This window comes from Acinetobacter sp. 24-47-39 (assembly GCF_056783825.1).
The window spans coordinates 53,564-74,411 of the sequence record NZ_JBWYIP010000009.1; the positions used below are offsets into that span (position 1 = coordinate 53,564).

Sequence of the window (20,848 nt, forward strand, 5' to 3'; positions counted from 1 at the left end):
TTATGCCTATTTTATCTATCAGCATATGGCTTAAATAATGATTTCACATCATGCGGTTGGCATCGTAAATATTGCGGACTAATTTCAACCTCTGCTTTTAATTGAGCAGCAGCATGCCATGGCCATCTTGGATTAAATAGTATTACCCTTGCGAGCCCGATTGCATCAGCTTTGCCTTGTTGTAAGACATCTTCCGCCTGTTGAGGTTCAGTGATCAGCCCAACAGCAATCACTGGAATGTCTACGTGTTTCTTGATTGCTTCCGCAAATGGAACTTGGTAATTAGGACCAATCTGAATATTTTGATCGACATGTAATCCACCAGATGATGCATGGATATAAACGGCACCAAGTTTTTCTAATGCCTTTGATAACCCAATTGAGTCATCAATATTCCATCCCTTTTCTTGCTCCATCCAGTCTGTTGCAGACAAACGAACACCGATTGGATAGTTGTCTGGAACAGCATTTTTGATCGCCTGAAAAACCTCTAAAGTTAGACGAATGCGATTCTCAAAACTTCCACCATATTCATCTGTTCTTCGATTAGATAAAGGGGACATAAATTGATGTAATAGATAACCATGAGCCGCGTGGACTTCGATGAGATCAAAACCTGCATCTACAGATCTGACTGCTGCAGTTGCAAAGTTATCGATAATTTTTTTGATTTCCTCGATACTTAATTCATGAGGAGCCTGATCATCTGGATTAAATGGTAAATCACTTGCAGATACCGTTTGCCAGCCATGTTCATGATTCGATGAGAATTGACCACGTCCCAACCATGGTTTATCAGTTGAAGCTTTACGTCCCGCGTGCGCTAACTGAATGGCGATTGGCGTTGGAGCAATCGCTTTTACCTTATCAATCAATGCTTTTAATTGTGCACGTTGTAAATCATTCCACAACCCTAAATCTGCAAAGCTGATACGACCTACAGCTTGTACCGCAGTTGCTTCAATAATATATAATCCAGCACCCGACAATGCATAACTCGCCCATTGTTGTTCGTGCCAAAAACTATGCTCCCCTGCTTCATTCGCAGAATACTGACACATGGGAGCAATAATAATTCTATTTTTGAGTGATAAATTTCCGAATTGAATTGGCTCAAATAATTTTGCCACACTGAATCTCCCTGATTTTAAATTGATTTATTTGTAACAGTGTACAACGCATTTACGTGATAAATCATCTAAGTTCATTTCATCATTGAATGCTTTAAAAAACATTTTAAAACTTAACCATGAAGGCACTAGATGGATTGTGTATCATATTCTGTTCAAGCGTAATATCTTGTAGTTCACTCGATGCTGCTTGCAATATCCTCATATAACCCAATATTTTTCTACTCGCCCATTTAACAGAGTTTCCATGCCTGAATTACCTGAAGTTGAAACCACTAAAACCAGCTTGCTCCCTTTGCTGAATCAAAAAGTACTTTCTGTTCAAGTCAATAATTCAAGTCTGAGATGGCCTATACCAAATGATGTAAATCAATTGGTCGGTCAACGACTGATAGGGCTAACACGTCGATCCAAATATATTTTGGCACAATTTGAAAATGCGACCATGTTATGGCACTTGGGAATGTCAGGAAGCTTTCGTTTAAGCGATTCACGTGATGCGCTGAGAAAACATGATCATTTCATCATACAATTCGATGATATCCAATTACGCTACCACGATCCTCGTCGTTTTGGTTGCATTTTATGGCTAGATGATCATGCTCAAACCAAACTTTTAGATACGCTTGGACCTGAACCTTTAAGTGAATCTTTCAATGCTGACTATCTAGAGCAGAAATTTAAAAATAAGAGCGTTGCAGTCAAAGTTGCAATTATGGATAACCACATTGTTGTGGGTGTTGGAAATATTTACGCAACTGAAAGTCTGTTTAATTTGGGCATTCATCCTGCACAACCCGCCTCTAGTCTTACACGGCCACAAATTGAAAAATTTGTCATTGAAATCAAACGAATCCTTAAGCAAGCAATTGATTTAGGCGGATCTACTTTACGTGATTACACCAATGCCATGGGCGAAAATGGCTACTTTCAACAAACGCTATTGGCTTATGGGCGCGCTGGTGAAATGTGCATCAACTGTGAAACAACTTTAGAAAATATTAAACTCGGGCAACGTGCTTCTGTTTTTTGCCCTGAGTGTCAACCGCTTAAGCGACCTCAAGCCTCAAAGAATCCTGTATCAAAGGTAAAATCCAAATGAAATCAGCAATTGTTCGGCATATTTTAGTCAAAGATAAAGACCTGTGTATCCAACTTAAACAAAAGCTTAAAGAAGGTGCTGATTTTACTAAAATTGCTAAGCAACACTCAACTTGTCCCTCAGGAAAAAAAGGAGGGGAATTAGGTGAGGTTAAGAAAGGACAATTGGTTGGTCCTATCGATAAGGCAGTTTTTAGTTTGGCTGAACGTGAATTACATGGACCAATTAAGAGTCAATTCGGCTGGCATTTACTCGAAATTAAATTTCGTATGGATTTTTAAACTTCTTGGATTTCCCTCTCCTTTTAGGAGATGAGAAGCATCGCTTCGCAAGGGAGAGCTAAGAATCAATACCTCCCAGCCTCCCTTTGACAAAGGGGGATTTAAAAAAAATGATGAGATATAAAAAACGGCGCATTTAGCGCCGTTTTCATTGTAAAAGCATTAACCTTTACGTTTTAATTCGTCACGAATTTCACGAAGTAATTCAATATCTTCTGGAGTAGCTTCAGGTGCTGGAGCTTCCTCCTCTTGCTTACGACGCATTTTATTCATCAATTTCACTAACCAGAATACCACCCATGCAAGCAGGATAAAGTTGATGAGAATCGTCAAGAAATTACCGTAAGCCAAAACATTTAAACCCGCTTCTTGAGCGGCAGCAAGCGTTGTAAGGTTATTTGGATTATCGCCTAATACAACAAACCAGTTTGAATAATCAACATCACCGCCTAAGATCCAACTGATAATTGGCATGATGACATCTTTCACCATTGAATCGATGATTTTACCAAACGCCCCACCAATGATCACACCGACCGCCAGATCCATTACATTGCCTTTCACGGCAAATTCTTTAAACTCTTTAATAATGCTCATTTTTTCTCCAAAATTTTTCTATGCATTAATGTGACATAATATACATTATTCTTAATGATATTTCCGTCCAAACTCGTTGGTTTTCCACCAAAATCATAAGTATCTCTGTTTAAATAAACAAGATCTTGACCGAATCAACTACAACAATTCAACAACTTTTATTTCATCTATTGAATGATGGAGTCAAGATATAAAAAAACCGCTCAAAAGAGCGGTTTTTTTATTTAAATCAATTAAGATTTATTACGTTTACGTTCGTTTTCAGTCAACCAACGCTTACGAATACGAATTGATTTAGGTGTAACTTCAACAAGCTCATCATCTTGAATAAATTCAAGTGCTTGTTCTAACGTATATTCAATCGCAGGAACAAGTGTTAATGCATCATCAGTACCTGATGCACGAACGTTTGTTAATTGTTTCGCTTTAGTTGGGTTTACAACCATATCGTCTGAACGAGAGTTGATACCAATGATCATACCTTCGTAAACTTCTAACTGAGGTTTAGCGAATAGACGACCACGGTCTTGTAAACTGAACAATGCATAGCCCAAGCATGTACCTTGAACCATAGAAATCAACACACCGTTTTGACGTTTTGCAACAGAACCTTGTTTCATTGGTCCATAGTGCGAGAAACTTGAGGTCATGATCCCAGTACCTGAAGTCATGGTCATGAATTCTGAACGGAAACCAATCAAGCCACGTGAAGGTACAGTTGCTTCAATACGAATACGACCTTTACCGTCGACTTCCATATTGGTCATTTCACCTTTACGGTTACCCATTTGTTCCATTACAGCACCTTGATGCTGTTCTTCTACGTCAAATGTTACGTTTTCGTATGGCTCTTGCATTTCGCCGTCAATCTCTTTCAAGATTACTTGCGGACGAGATACACCCATCTCGAAGCCTTCACGACGCATGTTTTCGATCAATACCGAAAGGTGAAGTTCACCACGGCCCGACACTTTAAAACGGTCAGGACTGTCAGTATCTTCTACACGAAGTGCTACGTTGTGAATTAATTCGCGATCAAGACGTTCACGGATGTTACGTGAGGTCACAAACTTACCTTCTTTACCGGCGAATGGTGAGTTGTTAACTTGGAATGTCATCGATACTGTAGGCTCATCTACAGAAAGCGGTGGCAATGCTTCAACATGTTTAGGATCACAAATCGTGTCAGAGATATGAAGTTCGTCCATACCTGTTACACATACGATGTCACCTGCAGAAGCAGATTCAACGTCAATACGCTCCAAACCATGGTAACCCATGATTTTTAAGATACGACCGTTACGTGTTTTACCATCTTTGTCGATTACCGTTACAGGTGTGTTCAATTTCACTGAACCACGTTGGATACGACCCACACCAATAACACCAACGAAGCTGTTATAGTCAAGTGAAGACACTTGCATTTGGAATGGACCATCAACATCCACTGCTGGCGGCTCAACGATGTCTACGATTGTTTGGAACAACGGAGTCATGTCTTCAGCCAATTCTTCTGGTGAAGGACCTGCTACACCACGAAGACCAGAAGCATAAACCACAGGGAAGTCTAACTGTTCGTCAGTACCACCAAGGTTATCAAATAAATCGAATACTTGATCGATTACCCAGTCAGGACGCGCATTAGGCTTGTCAACTTTGTTGATAATTACGATTGGTTTCAAACCACGTGCGAACGCTTTTTGCGTTACGAAACGAGTTTGTGGCATTGGACCTTCTTGTGAGTCTACCAAAAGAAGTACACAGTCAACCATCGACATTACACGTTCAACTTCACCACCGAAGTCGGCGTGTCCCGGGGTATCCACGATATTGATACGGTATTCAGTATCAGTACGTTTATCTAACCATTTGATTGCAGTGTTTTTTGCAAGAATGGTAATACCACGTTCACTTTCAATAGCGCCTGAATCCATGACACGCTCGATCTCACCCGCGCGTTCACCCAAAGCACCTGATTGTTGTAAAAGTTTGTCGACAAGAGTCGTTTTACCATGGTCGACGTGTGCGATGATGGCAATATTACGGAGAGTTTTAATATCTGACATGTAAATTCGATACGCTTTAAATTTGAGGGCAAATTATACAGAAAAATCCTAAACTTTTATAGTGACTGTTTCTTTACAATTTCATTTTTTTTTGACGAATGATTATGTTTCGGTTTTGTAAACGCATGTAACTCGATTAGAATGTCGGCACTTTCGCTTAATCTAGATGGTATAGACCATGTCTGCTCCCGACCAATCTCAAGAACCGAAACTCGATCTTGTTTATGGTTTAGACGATAAACCAAAACCGTTCATCGCTTTTCTCGCTGCCATTCAGCATTTACTTGCCATTATTGTTCCGATTGTTACTCCTGGTCTATTGATCTGTTTGGCTTTAGGTGTTTCTAAAGAAGATACAAACATGATCCTCTCCATGTCATTGGTGATTTCAGGTATTGCGACATTCTTACAAAGTAAAAAGGTTGGTCCTTTCGGTGCAGGCTTACTAATTGTTCAAGGTACAAGTTTTAACTTTATCGGTCCTATTATTGGGATTGGCTCAGCAATGGTTGCCGCGGGAACTCCAGTTGAAACTGTTATGGGTTCAATTTTTGGTGTCGTGATTGCAGGCTCATTCATTGAAATGGGAGTTTCACGCATATTACCATGGGTGAAAAAACTCATTACTCCACTTGTGACTGGTATTGTTGTACTTCTCATTGGCTTAACGTTGATTAAAGAAGGTTTAATCTCAATGGGTGGTGGTTACCAAGCGATGGGGAATAACACTTTTGCCAATACAGACAATCTCATTATGTCTTGTACTGTTTTGGCATTAATCATTCTCTTAAACCGCTTAAATGTTACATGGGTTAAGAGTAGTGCGATATTAATTGCACTGATCGTAGGTTATGCGCTAGCAGGCTTCATGGGCCATTTAGATTTTTCTGGCTTAGAAAATGCACCTTTGGTTCAAATCCCTACACCAATGCACTTTGGCTTAGACTTCTCTTGGAGTTTATTTATACCAATGGCATTTATTTATCTGGTTACTTCATTAGAGGCGATTGGTGATATCACCGCGACCTCTAAGTTGTCTAATCAGCCTGTTGATGGTCCGAAATGGATGGAGCGCATTAAAGGTGGTGTACTCGTCAACGGTGCAAACTCCTTACTCGCAGGCTTATTTAATACTTTCCCGAGTTCTGTTTTTGCTCAAAACAACGGAGTAATCCAATTAACTGGTGTCGCTAGTCGCCACGTGGGTATATGGATCGCTGCTCTATTAGTTATTTTGGGTTTACTACCAGCAGTGGCTGCCATCATCCAAGCTGTTCCTCAAGCTGTACTGGGGGGCGCTGTCATGGTGATGTTTGGGGCTGTTGCAGCATCAGGGATTAATATCCTTTCTGGTATTCAGCTTGACCGCCGTGCATTGCTTATTATTGCAATTTCACTTGCTCTTGGTTTAGGTGTTGCTCAAGTTCCACAGATTCTTGAACATATGCCTGAACTCATTCGTAATATATTTAGCTCTGGTGTAGCAACTGGCGGCATTGCAGCCTTGATCTTGAACTTCGTTCTACCTGAAGCAAAGAAATAATTTAGATTGAATCAAAGACTGCCCAGCATTGTCTGGGCTCTTTTATTCTGTGGAGAAATATATGGTTCCTCAAAGTGAAGTTGTTATTCGTCAACATAACTTTCTGAAAGGTCGAATATTATTAGTCAATGCACCAACTGATGACTTAAGCACTCAGCTCGATAAAAATATTCAGGCTTCAGTATGGACATGGAATTATAACGACTTTCTATTTTTCCAAAATCAAAATATTCCTGTTCATTTTGGGACGGATATCCCTGAAGCAGAATATGATCAAGTTATTGTTTTTGTGCCTAAAGCCAAAGAGCTTTTGAATTACTTACTACACAGTGTGGTATTAAAACTCGGTCTTGGTGGATCAATTTTTCTTGTGGGTGAAAAAAAAGGTGGCGTTGAACGAGCAGCAAAACAACTCGCTCCATTTGGCAAATGTGTCAAACTAGACAGCGCTCGTCATTGTCAAATGTGGCAATTAATTATCGATCAGACTCCTACGCCTCGAGCTTTAGAAAATTGGGCTCAACAATATACAATTCAAACACCGAATGGCGAATTACAGATTTATGCTTTACCTGGTGTATTTAGTCAAAATAAACTTGATATTGGTACAGCTGTATTTCTCCCCTACCTCAATCGAGTGAGTTCAGGTAAAATCGCTGACTTCGGTTGTGGTGCTGGCATTATCAGTGCATATTTAGCCAAATTGAATCCCAAAAATCGTATTTTTGCGCTTGATGTGGATGCTTTTGCGCTCGCCTCCACCCGCCTAACATTTGAAAAAAATAATTTGTCACCAGAACAGCTCGAAATCAAAGCTGTGACTGGCATTGAAGATGCGCCACTATTTTTACATGCCATCGTCAGTAACCCTCCTTTCCACCAGGGTATATACACTGATTACAATGCGAGTGAGAATCTTTGTAAGACATCACGTCGCCATCTAAAATCTGGTGGTGAACTTTGGATCGTGGCAAATCGTTTTTTAAACTACCCAACTCTCATTGAGCAAAATTTTGGTCAATGTGAAACTTTGACTGATCAACAAGGCTTTAAAGTACTGTTTGCAAGTACTCAAAAGAAATCATAAGGAACTTTCGATGAGCGAAACCGGTCAACTTAAGCGAAAGCTTGGAGCACGCCATCTTAATATGATCGCCATTGGTGGTTCTATCGGTACAGGACTATTCCTAGCTTCGGGTGCAACAATTGCCAATGCTGGCCCTGGTGGTGCATTACTTGCCTATTGTTTAATTGGCGTAATGATTTACTTCCTCATGACCAGCTTAGGCGAACTCGCAACACACAATCCAACATCAGGTGCTTTCTTCACCTATGGCACCAAATATGTCGAAGGTGGGTTTGGATTCGCACTAGGCTGGAACTATTGGTACAACTGGGCGATAACCGTCGCATTTGAACTTGTTGCAGTTCAATTCATCATGAAATTTTGGTTTCCTGATATCCCAGGTTTCTATTGGAGTGCCATTTTCCTTGCTATCGTTTTTGGTATTAATGCCTTAACAGTCAAAGGTTTTGGTGAGTCTGAGTTCTTTTTCTCACTCATTAAAGTTCTTGCCATCATTGCATTTATCATCATTGGTATTTTCATGATTGCCAAAATCATGATGACACCCAATGTTGCAACTTTCGCAAATTGGTCAAAGGGTGAAGCGCCATTTGTAGGTGGTTTGTCAGCATTAATTGGTGTCGCGATGATCGCAGGATTCTCATTTCAAGGTACTGAAATGGTTGGTGTTGCCGCTGGTGAGTCGAAAGATCCGAAGAAAACCATTCCTATTGCGATTAAACAGATCTTCTGGCGTATTCTCTTATTCTATATCGTTTGTATTTTTATTATCGGTACATTGATTTCGTATGATGATCCTCGTCTAATGCAAGCCGCATCAGATGAAAATATTGCATTATCACCTTTTACGCTACTCTATGAACAAGCAGGCTTCGCTTTCGCTGCAAGTGTCATGAATGCGGTCATTCTTACCGCTATCCTTTCTGCCGGAAATTCAGGAATGTACTCTTCCACGCGAATGCTGTTTGATATGGCGAAAAATGGCAGTGCACCTAAAGTGTTCTCTAAACTTGATGGTCGCGGTGTTCCAATGAATGCACTTTATGCTACGACAGTAATTGCAGCACTATGCTTCTTGACGACATTTATTGGTGAAGAGGAAGTATTTAATTGGCTTCTAAATATGTCTGGTATGTGTGGCTTTATCGTATGGCTTGGGATTGCAATCTCTCATTACCGATTTAGAAAAGGCTATTTGGCTCAAGGGTATAAGTTAGAAGATCTAGCATATCGTGCAAAGTTCTTCCCTTTTGCACCATGGTTCGCTTTTGTTTTGTGTGCAATCGTGGTGTTAGGTCAAAATTATCAAGCCGTACTAGATGGTGAATGGATTGCCGTTATATCTACTTATATTGGGATCTTCTTATTCTTAGCAATATGGTTAGTTTATAAGTTTAAGTACAAAACCAAGTTGATTCAATATCAAGATATGGATGTGAAACCGATTCAAGTCGAACAAGACTAAAAAAAACAGCTCAAATTGAGCTGTTTTTTTATTATTAGATTCTGATCTTATTGTATTTTTAAGGTCAAATTCACTCGACGATTCAATGCTCGACCCTCTTCTGTCGTGTTATCAGCGATTGGCTGATTTGGGCCATAACCTTGAGTCGAAATTTGTTTAGGATCAACATTATATTGCATCACCAATTCATTACGGACAGCATTTGCTCGCTCAAGTGATACTTTTTGATTCGCTGCTATAGACCCTCGATTATCTGTATGCCCATCTACTTGAAGTATAAAACTTTTATTCTGCGCCAGAATTTTTGAAGCTGCTGTTAAATAAGGTTCATATCGGACATCTATTTGACGGGAATTGTGATTAAAATACAGCGGTAGACCTTGTTTTAATTCAATTAGTATCTTTTGATCCAAGTCTTGTACACCATTAGTTGATTGCGTCTTTGTCGTTGTACAAGCTGCCAAAGTTAAAGCAATGCATAAGCCTGCTATCAAGCTATATTTCATCTTTATTCTCATTGTGTTGTTGATTATATTTTGTGAAATATATCACATTTATAAAAAAGGGGTAAAAAAAACAGCTCCTAAGAGCTGTTTTTTACAATCTAGTAAAGATTATTGAGCTGCTGCTTCAGGTTGAGCAACTACTGTACGGCTACCAGAAATCGTAGCGAATACACGACGGTTCATCGCACGACCTTCTTTAGTTGCATTGTCAGCAATTGGTTGATCCCAAGCGAAACCTTGAGTCGCTAAACGAGAAGCGTCAATGTTGTATTCGCTTACAAGAGCAGATTTCACAGAGTTAGCACGAGCTAAAGATAAACGTTCGTTCAACGCACGTGGACCAGTATTATCAGTGTGACCTTCAATACGAGCAGTTGCATTTGGATATTCGTTTAATTTTTCAGCTACTTTAGCAATTTCAGGCTTGTACTGATCTTTGATGTTAGACTTGTTCGTATCGAAGAATACGCGAAGTTCCATGTTAAGATCTTCAGTCAACTCTTGTGGAGCTGGTTGAACTGGAGCTGGAGCTGGTTGAACTGGAGCAACTTCTACTACTTCAGCAGCAGGCTTCAAGTGACCGCCTAAAACTACGTTAAGACCAGCAAGTGCTGTGTAGTTCCAGAAATCTTCGTCGATGTTATAAGTTGCACGAGCTTCTGTACGAAGAGATAGAGCATCATTTAAGCGCCAGAAAGCACCTACACCTGCATTACCTAAAGTACCTTCGTCATCTTTAAGATTTACACCATCGTATTCATATTTGTAGTGACCAGCACCCAAAAGAACGTATGGCTTAATTTTGCTGTCATAGTTCTTAGTGATTAAATCAGAAGTAACATAGAAGTTACCATTGATTTGAGTTTGCTTGTACTCGCCAACATCATTACCAGTAATTGTGCCTTCGATATCACCTTTTACTTGGTTATATTCAGCTTCAAAACCCAACCATGGAGTAAGTTCAATACCTAACGCAGCACCAACGAATAAATCGTCTTGTAATTCGATAATGCTGTCAGATAAGTGATCAGCAGCACCGTTGTTGTGTTGAGTGTCTTGGAATGTGTAACCCACTAATAGTGGAGTAACAGTTACACCAGCATTAGCAGCAGCGAATGGAGCAGCAACAAGCATAGCAAGTGCGATACGACTCAATTTCATGGATATCCTCCAGAGATAACAATTGTTTTTCAAGCTCAGCCTAAAATAATTATGGCTTCCTGAGATAGGCTTTTTTATACCCCAGTATTTTTTTTAAGCTACTCATGTTGAATCATACAAACACTTAAAGTGAATTCCAAGTGTTTGATTACTTTAATCAAGTAAATTATTGACAAAATTACTTACAATTTCCGTTGTAATTCGGTAATTTTTTACTCAATTTATCCGCATGAATAACTTATCTTTTCATTTTTGGTATATTAACAGCATTCAAAGGTGATAGTAATCATTTTTTAGCACTTCAGCTTATAATATAACTTCACCAAGATTATCTATAAATTCAAATAATTAACAAATACTAGAAGCTTTAAAATGTATTCCTATTGTAAATCTCTTGCTTTTACCCTTTTAGAACTCATTTTCACGATCGTCATTATTAGTATTCTTGTGATGATAGCACTCCCTCATTATCATGAATTTCGTGAAAATCAAGAAAGGGCGCAAATTCTTAGCACGGTACGGCAAGCCATCAGCCAAGCTAAAGCCAATGCTGTAAGTTACCGAAGCCCTGTGATGATCTGTGCTTCTCAAGATTTAAAATCGTGTAAGAACAGTCAATGGCATAAAGGGTTTATCATCTTTCTAGATCAGAATCACAATCAACAATTCGATCCTCACGAAAAGCTTATTCAAGCAACTTCGACAGATTACCAATATGGTGATTTCAGTTGGAAAGGTGGTGTTACCAGCAAGAATACGATCACCTTCCAACCAGACTCTGGTTTACCACGTGGATCAATGGGACATTTTAAATACTGTGCACATTCAAATAAATCAAATCTAATCGTCAGACTTTCAATGATGGGACAGACTCGTCTTGAAGAAACTAAGACATGTGAATGACAACTTATCAGTCACATTTTACACACTATAGCCAATATTAATTGGCCTGATATTACATATACTCAAGCTGTAAAACAAAGCTAAATAAATTGGAGAGAATAATGACTGATATCGTCATCCTTAATGGTGCACGTACGGCAATGGGCGGCTTTCAGGGAAGTTTATCAAGTGTGACTGCACCAGAACTGGGTGCAGTGACCATTAAAGAGGCTATCTCACGCTCGGGTTTGCAGCCAGCAGACATTGAAGAAGTCATTATGGGTTGCGTTTTGCCTGCAGGTTTAAAACAAGGCCCTGCTCGCCAAGCCATGCGCAAAGCTGGACTACCTGACTCGACAGGTGCAGTGACAATCAATAAATTATGTGGGTCAGGCATGAAAGCTGTGATGCAAGCAGCTGATATGATTAAAGCTGGTTCAGCAAATTTTGTGGTTGCAGGCGGTATGGAGTCTATGACCAACGCTCCTTACGTCTTACCTAAAGCACGTGGTGGTTACCGCATGGGTCACGGTGAAATCAAAGATCATATGTTCTTCGATGGTTTAGAAGATGCTGAAACTGGTCGTTTGATGGGCTCATTTGCTCAAGATATGGCCAACACTAAAGGCTATACCCGTGAGCAAATGGATGACTTTGCAATACGTTCATTAAAGCGTGCTCAAACTGCGATTACTGAAGGCTACTTCAACGATGAAATCGTCCCTGTTACTGTGTCAACTCGTAAAGGAGATGTCGTTGTAGATAAAGATGAGCAACCTTTTAACGCAAACATCGATAAAATACCAACACTTCGCCCAGCTTTTGCTAAAGATGGTACGATCACTGCTGCCAATGCCAGCTCGATCTCTGATGGTGCTTCAGCCTTGGTTATCAGTTCATCTGAACAAGCACATACAAAGGGTTTAAATCCTTTAGCCAAAATTGTGGCATATGCCTCTAATTCACAACATCCCTCTGAGTTTACGATTGCACCAGTCGGTGCAATCCAAAAGGTTCTCGATAAAACAGGTTGGAATGTCGCAGAAGTCGACCTTTGGGAAATCAACGAAGCTTTTGCAATGGTCACAATGTGTCCTATTGATGAGTTCAAACTCGACCCTGAAAAAGTAAATATCAACGGCGGAGCATGTGCTTTAGGACATCCAGTAGGATCTACAGGTTCACGGATTATTTTAACGTTAATCCATGCACTTAAACGCACAGGTGGTAAACGTGGTATTGCTGCGCTTTGTATCGGTGGTGGCGAAGCAACTGCAGTGGCGATTGAGTTAATCTAAAGCGTCTAAAGCCCCTATTTTTCAAAGAGGTGCTTGAGGGAGATTTAAATCATCAATCCTCCCCTAAACCCTTCTTGACTAAAGGAGGGTAAATAAAAAAGCCTCTACTTAGCTAGAGGCTTTTTTATAATCTCAATTCAAAGCATAGCTTTGAATTATTAGACTTAAAGAATTTCTTTACGTAGTTGCTCTGGAGATTTCATTGACAATAAGCCTGGTGCAACGTCAAATGCAGTTTTCGCGCCATATTGACCCATTTGATTCATGCGGTAGCATGCACGTGCATAAGCCACAAGTACACTTGCAGTAAACTCAGGATTGCTATCTAATTTCAACGAAAACTCCATTACTTGAGTCTGCTCTGCACTACTATTACTACTGCGAATGACAAATCCACCGTGGGGCATACGATTATGCTCGTTACGAAGCGTTTCTTCGTCAATGAAGTTCACAGTCGTGTTGTACTCTGCAAAATAGTCTGGCATGGTCACAATCGCCTGCTTTACGACTTCAGCGTCAGCACCATTTTCAAGCACAACATAACATTCACGAGTATGTTTTTCTTTAGTGGTTAATATAGAACGTGAACCACTACGAACTTTATCAATCGCATCTTGTGATGGAATAGTATATTGAACACCTGCTTTAACACCCGCCACACGGCGAATCGCATCTGAGTGACCTTGACTCAAACCCTTACCCCAGAAAGTATAGGTTTCACCATCTGGTAATAATGCCTCACCAAATAAACGATTAATTGAGAACATGCCTGGATCCCATCCAATCGAAATCATTGCCGTTTTTTTGTTAGCAAGTGCAGGCTCATTCACTGCTTCAAAAAACTCAGGAATACGTGCATGCGTATCAAAACTATCTACTGTGTTGAATTTACTTGCCAATTCTGGTGTTTGTTTTGGAAGATCATCTTTAGATCCACCACATAAGATCAACACATCAATTTTGTCTTGAAGGTCATTTAAGTCATCCATATGAAAAACTTTCGTGTCACTAAAGCAAGGAGACACTGATTCAGGTGCACGGCGTGTAAAAATTCCCACAAGCTCTAAATCTGGGTTCTTGTGAATTGACGTTTCAACGCCACGACCGAGGTTGCCATAACCGACAATACCAATACGAATCAAATTTTGCATAACAACTGCTTCACTATTTAAATGATGGCAAGATCACTAGACTGAGTACTAAACATATACCGCAAAACAGTCTGATTGAGTGGAGAAAAACCCGCACCAAAAATGATCAAATGAATACTAACATACTACAATAAACTGCACTTTTTTGGAGCAAATTTATCATTTAAATCAGTGTTAATCGATCAATTGAATCATATAAAAAACCGCTGCACTAAAGGCTTTGTCGCTATATATTTCTGAATGAATTAAAAAATTCTGCTCTAAATAGACATTTGATTAAACTTTGACCTTCTATGTGTCATTTTGAATAGCGCTTAGGCTGAACTATGAATACCTAAATCTTGTTTCCATTAAATAAAAAAAGCTGAACCTAAGTTCAGCTTTTTTATCACTTAATAAAATTAAGCACCCGTTTGATAATTTGGTTTTGGTACAGCAGTCGACGCTTGATAAGGTTGAGTAAAGTCGTTTAAACCTGCCGCTGCTTCTGCAATGTCTTTACCTTCTTTAATCACGAAAGTATCGAAACCTGCACGCTTCATGTAGTTCAACACGTCTTTGAATACATCACCTGTTGCACGAAGTTCGCCTTGGAAGCCTTGGCGACGTAACAATGCGGCAAATGAATACCCACGACCATCATTAAAACCTGCAAACTCAATAAAAATTGCATCAAGCTGATCAAGTGGGAATTCATTGTTTTCAGGTGAGGCATCTACGGTTAGGTAAAGTGCTTTTTTACCTGAAACATTGGCAAGCTGGTCTAACTGCTCCACCGTTAAAACCACATCACCTTGTGGCAATACGCCATCTTCACCAATCAGTTGATAAGTATTGTCTGCAATCGTGCCATCCTTAGAGAGCACTTGTAGTGCGGTATTAAGCATATGCACGCTCCTTAAATGGTTGAATTCCTACACGACGGTAAGTATCAATGAACTCTTCACCTTCTTGACGTAAATCAAGATAAGTGTTCAAAATTTCTTCCACTACATCTGGTACTTTTTCAGCAGCAAATGATGGTCCTAAGATGTCACCGATTGAGGCATCATGGTCTGCATTACCACCCAATGTAATTTGGTAGAATTCTGCGCCTTTCTTGTCGACACCTAAAATACCAATATTACCCACATGGTGATGACCACAGGCATTCATACAACCTGAGATGTTCAAGTCCAATTTACCTAAGTTGTAAATTGTATCTAGATCATCAAAACGGCGTGAAATAGCTTCAGAAATCGGAATAGATTTCGCATTTGCCAACGAACAGAAATCACCACCTGGACAGCAGATAATGTCAGTTAAGAAACCAATGTGCGCGCGAGCCAAGTTATTCTTTTCAAGAATCGTCCAAAGCTCAAATAAGTCTTTTTGCGGTACATCAACAAGGGCAATATTTTGCTCATGCGTGGTACGCAATTCACCAAAAGTGTACTTATCTGCAAGATCAGCAATCAAGTTCATTTCTTCAGTGGTCACGTCACCCGGTGCAACGCCTGCACGTTTCAACGAAATTGTTACGATGCGGTAACCTTTCACTTTGTGTGCATTGGTATTGATGTTAAACCATTGTTTGAATTTCGGATGTGCAGCAAACAGTGCTGAGAAGTCTTCATCTGCATAATCTTGGTACGCAAATGGTGTGAAGTTCTGGTCCATTTTCGCCAGAGTGTCTGCATCAACTTTTAAAGTTTTAATCGTATGTGCAAATTCAGCTTCAACTTTTTCAGCAAAAACCTCAGGTGTTACAGCTTTTACCAAGATTTTGATACGAGCTTTATATTTGTTATCACGACGACCGTGTAAGTTATACACACGAAGCACTGCTTCTAAGTAAGCAATAAGGTCTTCACGTGGCAACCACTCTTTGATCACAGCACCAATGATCGGTGTACGACCTAAACCACCGCCAACCATTATTTTATAGCCCATTTCACCCGCCTCATTGCGAACGATATACACTCCGATATCATGAAATGCTGTTGCAGCGCGGTCGATTTCAGCAAGTGCAGAAACTGCGATCTTGAACTTACGTGGCAAGAATGCAAATTCTGGATGGAAAGTTGACCACTGACGAATCAATTCGCATGTCGGTCTTGGATCTTCAATTTCACCAGCAACGACACCTGCATATTGGTCTGTTGTTGTATTACGAATACAGTTACCAGATGTTTGAATCGCATGCATTTGAACTGATGCCAACTCTTGCAACATGTCTGGCACATTTTCTAATGCTGGCCAGTTAAATTGAAAGTTTTGACGAGTAGAAACGTGTGCATAACCACGGTCATACGCTTTAGCGAGTTCAGCAATTTTACGAAGCTGTTTAGAGTTCATCAAACCATAAGGTACAGCGACGCGAAGCATCGGCGCATAACGCTGAACATATAATCCATTTTGTAAACGTAATGGACGATATTCATCTTCAGTAAGCTTTCCAGCTAAATAACGTTCCGTTTGATCACGGAATTGTGCAACACGTTCATTGATCAGTTGCTGATCGAAATCAGTATATAAATACATGGCGTACAGCTAGTAGTTTAATTTTAACGAAGCACAGCATAGCTTTTATTCATCTATCAATAAAATGCGTTTTTTACATATTTAATAGCGATTTTATTGATATGTAATCACTCAAATCACTGATATATAGACAAACTCTGGATTCTAGCACTTATTCCACATAAAGATTTTATTGGGCTTTTCTTAGCACATAAATTCATATAAATAGTAAATTTGTTCTTTATGAAAAATTATCCGATCGTGATGTATGTATTTTCCCAATACCCTTCTTTAAATTGACCCTCGATCAATTGAATATATCGACCATGAACTTGATCAATGGCAATACAATCATCAACGTCCAAAACCCGATCTGTATGCTGTTTTTGCCAATCTTTTCCAAAGAATGATTTACCACGTTCTTTAGCCGATGCACTATTTAAAGCGGGTACTAATACATAACGATGTAACTCTCCGAACTCATTAACGTGGTACCCACCTAAATTAATCAACCAGAGTTTCATTTCGTTTTCATTAGGAGCTGCATCTGTAAAATGGATTTGGAATTGCTGCTCATTATATTCCACTCCATTTACCTTCGCCCAAGCATCAATATGTAAGCCTTTCTTCTCACCAAACCATACGGTTTTAAGCTGTGGGTAAGTTTCTTCCAATGTTTCACCCACAGCGAGCACGACATCGTGCACTTCGGTGTTGGCACGCTGATGTCGACCACCGAGCATGACGATAAATAGGCTAGGCATGAGAGGTCCTACTTTTATTGAATTTCTGATAGTTTAAGCTTAAAAGATTCTAAGGCAAAATTATCATTCGCATATTTTGCAGCACCTTCTGCCCCTCCATAAATTAAAGCAGACGTTACATCATAAGCTTCACAATACTTCAAAACTTTCTCTACGAACTTTACAGGCAAGGAAATTTTTAAGAGCATTTTTTCAACTCTTTTCTCAGCTATAAGCTCATCAAGTAATTTAATCTCTTGAAATCTTCTATTTTCTTCATTCCAAGTTAAACTTTGGCTGTTTCCAAGTTTTTGACGAATAAGTGTAAAACATCCATCTTGTGCAGAAATATTTCGATTCAGCCCTTTAGGAACTTCCACCATTTCAAAAATAGGTTCTGCACTACCTTGATTAAGTAAGCTCTTCTTGTCAGGGTTTAAAATCCATAAGGACATCCAGCCAGCGTAATTAAATTTCTCTTTATTTTTCTCACTTATAAAACTATCAAGGACTCCTTTAACCATAAAAAAGCTAGCAACTAACGGACTCTTTGACCAATCTAACAATTCGGTCGGTATTCCGTAATGCTGAGCAAATGCGAGAAACTCATATAAATCGTCAGGTGGAGCGTAGGCGCTATTTAAAAAAATCTTATCAATTAGACTCGAATCAATGTTGCGATTAAGCAATTCTTCTCTCAGGTGTTTTGAATCCGATGGAATTTGAATTCCATTTTGATCACAGCCTTTTATAAATGTATTTATTCTTAACAATTGTGCATTGTATAAGTTATGAAAAGCGTCAGAATAAATTTCAAAAGTCTGATCATTCCGAAATAAACTAGGTTGTAATAACCAAGTATGATCTTGTTGACCACGATATAAAAGGTTAGCTGAGCAACTATCAAGATAATCTTTCAAATTTTCTTTATCTGGCCGAATTAATTCAATAAATTCCTCATAAGACTCGATGAATACTTCAACATAACCCTGCTTTTTTTCTTGTCTCATTTCATTCCCCCATTTTCTTTTTATAAAAATAAAGCCCCTACCAAGGAGCTTTATTTAATGCTGTTTTACATCACATTTCTACCATTTCCACGCCATCAATGCGTGCAACTGTCATTAAGTCTTTATCACCACGACCTGAAACCGTCGCAATAATAATTTGATCTTTAGACATCGTTGGAGCCAACTTAGTCACATATGCCATCGCATGCGAACTTTCAAGTGCAGGAATAATACCTTCAATCTTAGTTAAGTCACGGAAGCCTTGTAATGCTTCATTGTCATTAATTGGAACATACTCAACACGCTTCATATCTTTTAAGAAGCTATGCTCTGGGCCTACACCAGGATAATCCAAACCTGCTGAAATTGAGTGTGTTTCAATAATCTGACCTTGTGCATCCGACATCAGATAAGTACGGTTACCATGCAGCACACCAACATGACCAGCATTTAATGGAGCAGAGTGTTTACCAGTTTCAATACCGTAACCAGCAGCTTCAACACCGTACATTTTCACATCTTGATCATTCAGGAATGGATAGAACAAGCCCATCGCATTTGAACCACCACCGACACACGCCACGAGGGCATCAGGTAAGCGACCGGCTTGTTCCTGAATTTGACGACGTGCTTCACGACCAATGATCGATTGGAAATCACGTACCAATTGAGGATATGGATGTGGACCTGCAACTGTACCAATCACATAATAAGTAGAATCGACATTTGTTACCCAATCACGCATGGCTTCATTCATGGCATCTTTTAATGTTTTAGAGCCACTTTCGACAGGAACAACAGTCGCGCCCAATAAACGCATACGATATACATTCATCGCTTGGCGTTTCACATCATCTGCACCCATGTATACAACACATTCAAGCCCTAAACGCGCTGCGATGGTCGCTGTTGCCACACCATGTTGACCTGCACCAGTCTCAGCAATAATACGTTTTTTGCCTGATAACTTTGCCAGCAAAGCCTGACCAATCGTGTTATTTACTTTATGGGAGCCAGTATGGTTCAAGTCTTCTCGTTTTAGATAGATTTGTGCACCACCCAACTCCTTTGACCATCGCTCAGCATAATAAAGCGGACTTGGACGACCTACATAAAAAGCGAGGTCACGGTCGAATTCTGCCAAAAACTGTTCGTCATTTTTCATTCGGAAATACAGTTGCTCTAGATCTTCTAGTGCAGCCATTAGAGTTTCTGACACAAAACGTCCGCCATGGATACCGAAATGCCCTTTTGCATCAGGGTATTGGGTATAGTCAATCACTTGATCTTGTTGATTAACGGTTTGCTGATCCACGTTGGACTCCTTGCATAAAGCGTTCTACGAGTTGTTGGTCTTTTATACCTTTTGCGGACTCTACACCGCCGCTCACATCCACAGCATATGCTTGTGTTGTAAGAATTGCTTGCTCGATATTGTCAGGGTTTAGTCCTCCTGCCAAGATCAATGGAATATTTAATTTTGGAAATGTTGTCCAATCAAAGCTGTGGCCTGTTCCGCCCTTTAAATCTGGATGCCATGCATCCAACAACACAGCACTCGCACCAAACTTTTGATATTTATTGATTTCTTCAACGATATCTAGTTCTGGTTTTACTTGAATTGCTTTATACCAGCGGCGACCCACTGCTTGAGCAATTTGTTTGCACTGTTCTGGACTTTCATCGCCATGAAACTGCAAAATATCTAAAGGGACTTTTTTAAGTATGTTTTGGATCTCTTCGGCTGAACTATTAACAAATAATCCAACTGATTGCACATAAGCAGGAATCGCTTGAACCAACAGTGATGCTTGCTCAACATCTACGTGTCTTGGACTTGGTGGAAAAAACACAAATCCTATGGCATCCGCACCAGCTTGCACAACAGCTTGGACATCTTCTAATCGGGTAATTCCGCATATTTTTGCACGAGTTCGCATCTATTCTAGCTCTAATCCACCCTCATCATAGCCGATCTATCATTTTTGGGCGCTTCATTGTAAAGCAATTTTTTCATCTTGCGTAAAGTTCACTCAGAATATTCGGTGTGAAGATTGTTTAAATGAGAAGCGCTCTTTATACTGCGCTCAAATTGCAACAAGTCAAAGCAATCGCTTTAGGGAAGTTGGTGAAAATCCAACACTGCCCCCGCAACGGTAAAAAATGAAAAGCATTTCTCAATAGATTTCTGATTTTTAGAGATCTACACCACTGCATGTCATATGTGGGAAGGTGGAAATGTAAGTAATCCAGTTACTACATTTGAGTCCGGATACCTGCTTGTTGTGTTCTTCCACTCAATCATTCACGGGGAAGTGAATGTA

The 20,848-nt window shown here is 39.7% G+C and carries 19 protein-coding genes and 1 riboswitch; of the genes, 7 read left to right on the forward strand and 12 right to left on the reverse strand.

What is annotated here, in order from left to right:
- Positions 1-11: 11 nt before the first annotated feature.
- A complete protein-coding gene (locus AC1M9C_RS09480; protein WP_481953602.1) occupies positions 12-1,130 on the reverse strand; it encodes an NADH:flavin oxidoreductase/NADH oxidase in 1,119 nt (372 codons plus the stop codon).
- 247 nt (positions 1,131-1,377) lie between these two features.
- Between AC1M9C_RS09480 and mutM the strand changes: the two genes are divergently transcribed.
- Together mutM and AC1M9C_RS09490 are read left to right on the forward strand one after the other, a co-directional pair.
- Complete coding sequence (gene mutM / locus AC1M9C_RS09485) at positions 1,378-2,232, forward strand: bifunctional DNA-formamidopyrimidine glycosylase/DNA-(apurinic or apyrimidinic site) lyase (protein ID WP_481587196.1); 855 nt, start codon at positions 1,378-1,380, stop codon at positions 2,230-2,232.
- Positions 2,229-2,513: a peptidylprolyl isomerase gene (locus tag AC1M9C_RS09490; RefSeq protein ID WP_481587195.1), complete on the forward strand. Its 285-nt coding sequence runs from the start codon at positions 2,229-2,231 to the stop codon at positions 2,511-2,513. Before mutM ends, AC1M9C_RS09490 begins: the two co-directional genes overlap by 4 nt.
- Positions 2,514-2,675: 162 nt before the next feature.
- Here the strand turns inward: AC1M9C_RS09490 and mscL are convergent, their stop codons facing one another.
- Both mscL and typA read right to left on the reverse strand, forming a co-directional pair.
- Complete coding sequence (gene mscL / locus AC1M9C_RS09495; protein ID WP_035270698.1) at positions 2,676-3,110, reverse strand: large conductance mechanosensitive channel protein MscL; 435 nt, start codon at positions 3,108-3,110, stop codon at positions 2,676-2,678.
- 233 nt (positions 3,111-3,343) lie between these two features.
- Positions 3,344-5,176, reverse strand: a complete 1,833-nt coding sequence (gene typA, locus AC1M9C_RS09500) for a translational GTPase TypA (RefSeq protein WP_035270590.1) — start codon at positions 5,174-5,176, stop codon at positions 3,344-3,346.
- 178 nt (positions 5,177-5,354) lie between these two features.
- Here typA and AC1M9C_RS09505 point away from each other — a divergent pair, with 178 nt between their 5' ends.
- The 3 genes from AC1M9C_RS09505 to AC1M9C_RS09515 all read left to right on the forward strand — a co-directional run bounded on the left by AC1M9C_RS09505 (position 5,355) and on the right by AC1M9C_RS09515 (position 9,271).
- Positions 5,355-6,719: a uracil-xanthine permease family protein gene (locus tag AC1M9C_RS09505; protein ID WP_035270592.1), complete on the forward strand. Its 1,365-nt coding sequence runs from the start codon at positions 5,355-5,357 to the stop codon at positions 6,717-6,719.
- Between the two features lie 61 nt (positions 6,720-6,780).
- On the forward strand, positions 6,781-7,806 hold the full coding sequence (locus tag AC1M9C_RS09510) for a methyltransferase (protein WP_481607919.1): 1,026 nt from the start codon (positions 6,781-6,783) through the stop codon (positions 7,804-7,806).
- 10 nt (positions 7,807-7,816) lie between these two features.
- Positions 7,817-9,271 (forward strand): amino acid permease, encoded by a 1,455-nt coding sequence (locus tag AC1M9C_RS09515; protein WP_481587193.1) that lies wholly within the window; start codon positions 7,817-7,819, stop codon positions 9,269-9,271.
- A 47-nt stretch (positions 9,272-9,318) separates the two neighbouring features.
- Here AC1M9C_RS09515 and AC1M9C_RS09520 read toward each other — a convergent pair whose 3' ends face one another.
- Together AC1M9C_RS09520 and omp38 are read right to left on the reverse strand one after the other, a co-directional pair.
- Positions 9,319-9,777, reverse strand: a complete 459-nt coding sequence (locus AC1M9C_RS09520; protein WP_481587192.1) for an OmpA family protein — start codon at positions 9,775-9,777, stop codon at positions 9,319-9,321.
- A 108-nt stretch (positions 9,778-9,885) separates the two neighbouring features.
- On the reverse strand, positions 9,886-10,938 hold the full coding sequence (gene omp38, locus AC1M9C_RS09525) for an outer membrane protein Omp38 (protein WP_035265534.1): 1,053 nt from the start codon (positions 10,936-10,938) through the stop codon (positions 9,886-9,888).
- A gap of 372 nt (positions 10,939-11,310) precedes the next feature.
- Here omp38 and AC1M9C_RS09530 point away from each other — a divergent pair, with 372 nt between their 5' ends.
- Both AC1M9C_RS09530 and AC1M9C_RS09535 read left to right on the forward strand, forming a co-directional pair.
- Positions 11,311-11,841: a GspH/FimT family pseudopilin gene (locus tag AC1M9C_RS09530; RefSeq protein ID WP_481607921.1), complete on the forward strand. Its 531-nt coding sequence runs from the start codon at positions 11,311-11,313 to the stop codon at positions 11,839-11,841.
- 101 nt (positions 11,842-11,942) lie between these two features.
- Positions 11,943-13,118 (forward strand): thiolase family protein, encoded by a 1,176-nt coding sequence (locus AC1M9C_RS09535; RefSeq protein ID WP_481587190.1) that lies wholly within the window; start codon positions 11,943-11,945, stop codon positions 13,116-13,118.
- Positions 13,119-13,282: 164 nt separating this feature from the next.
- Here the strand turns inward: AC1M9C_RS09535 and AC1M9C_RS09540 are convergent, their stop codons facing one another.
- The 7 genes from AC1M9C_RS09540 to AC1M9C_RS09570 all read right to left on the reverse strand — a co-directional run bounded on the left by AC1M9C_RS09540 (position 13,283) and on the right by AC1M9C_RS09570 (position 20,464).
- The gene (locus AC1M9C_RS09540; protein ID WP_481953603.1) at positions 13,283-14,269 is read right to left on the reverse strand and encodes a diaminopimelate dehydrogenase; all 987 of its coding nucleotides are present in this window, start codon (positions 14,267-14,269) and stop codon (positions 13,283-13,285) included.
- 401 nt (positions 14,270-14,670) lie between these two features.
- The gene (locus tag AC1M9C_RS09545; RefSeq protein WP_481587188.1) at positions 14,671-15,156 is read right to left on the reverse strand and encodes a DUF934 domain-containing protein; all 486 of its coding nucleotides are present in this window, start codon (positions 15,154-15,156) and stop codon (positions 14,671-14,673) included.
- Positions 15,149-16,792 carry a nitrite/sulfite reductase gene (locus AC1M9C_RS09550; RefSeq protein ID WP_481587187.1) on the reverse strand — a complete coding sequence of 548 codons (1,644 nt, stop codon included), beginning with the start codon at positions 16,790-16,792 and terminating at the stop codon, positions 15,149-15,151. The genes AC1M9C_RS09545 and AC1M9C_RS09550 overlap by 8 nt, the downstream gene beginning before the upstream one ends.
- 230 nt (positions 16,793-17,022) lie before the next feature.
- Entirely contained in the window at positions 17,023-17,535 is a 513-nt protein-coding gene (locus AC1M9C_RS09555; protein ID WP_481587186.1) for a DUF1543 domain-containing protein, read from the reverse strand.
- A 14-nt stretch (positions 17,536-17,549) separates the two neighbouring features.
- Positions 17,550-18,524 (reverse strand): FRG domain-containing protein, encoded by a 975-nt coding sequence (locus tag AC1M9C_RS09560; protein WP_481953604.1) that lies wholly within the window; start codon positions 18,522-18,524, stop codon positions 17,550-17,552.
- A gap of 70 nt (positions 18,525-18,594) precedes the next feature.
- Entirely contained in the window at positions 18,595-19,839 is a 1,245-nt protein-coding gene (gene trpB, locus AC1M9C_RS09565) for a tryptophan synthase subunit beta (protein WP_035265544.1), read from the reverse strand.
- On the reverse strand, positions 19,820-20,464 hold the full coding sequence (locus AC1M9C_RS09570; RefSeq protein WP_481591711.1) for a phosphoribosylanthranilate isomerase: 645 nt from the start codon (positions 20,462-20,464) through the stop codon (positions 19,820-19,822). Before AC1M9C_RS09570 ends, trpB begins: the two co-directional genes overlap by 20 nt.
- Before the next feature lie 142 nt (positions 20,465-20,606).
- Positions 20,607-20,822, forward strand: a riboswitch (cobalamin riboswitch).
- The last annotated feature ends 26 nt before the right edge of the window (positions 20,823-20,848 follow it).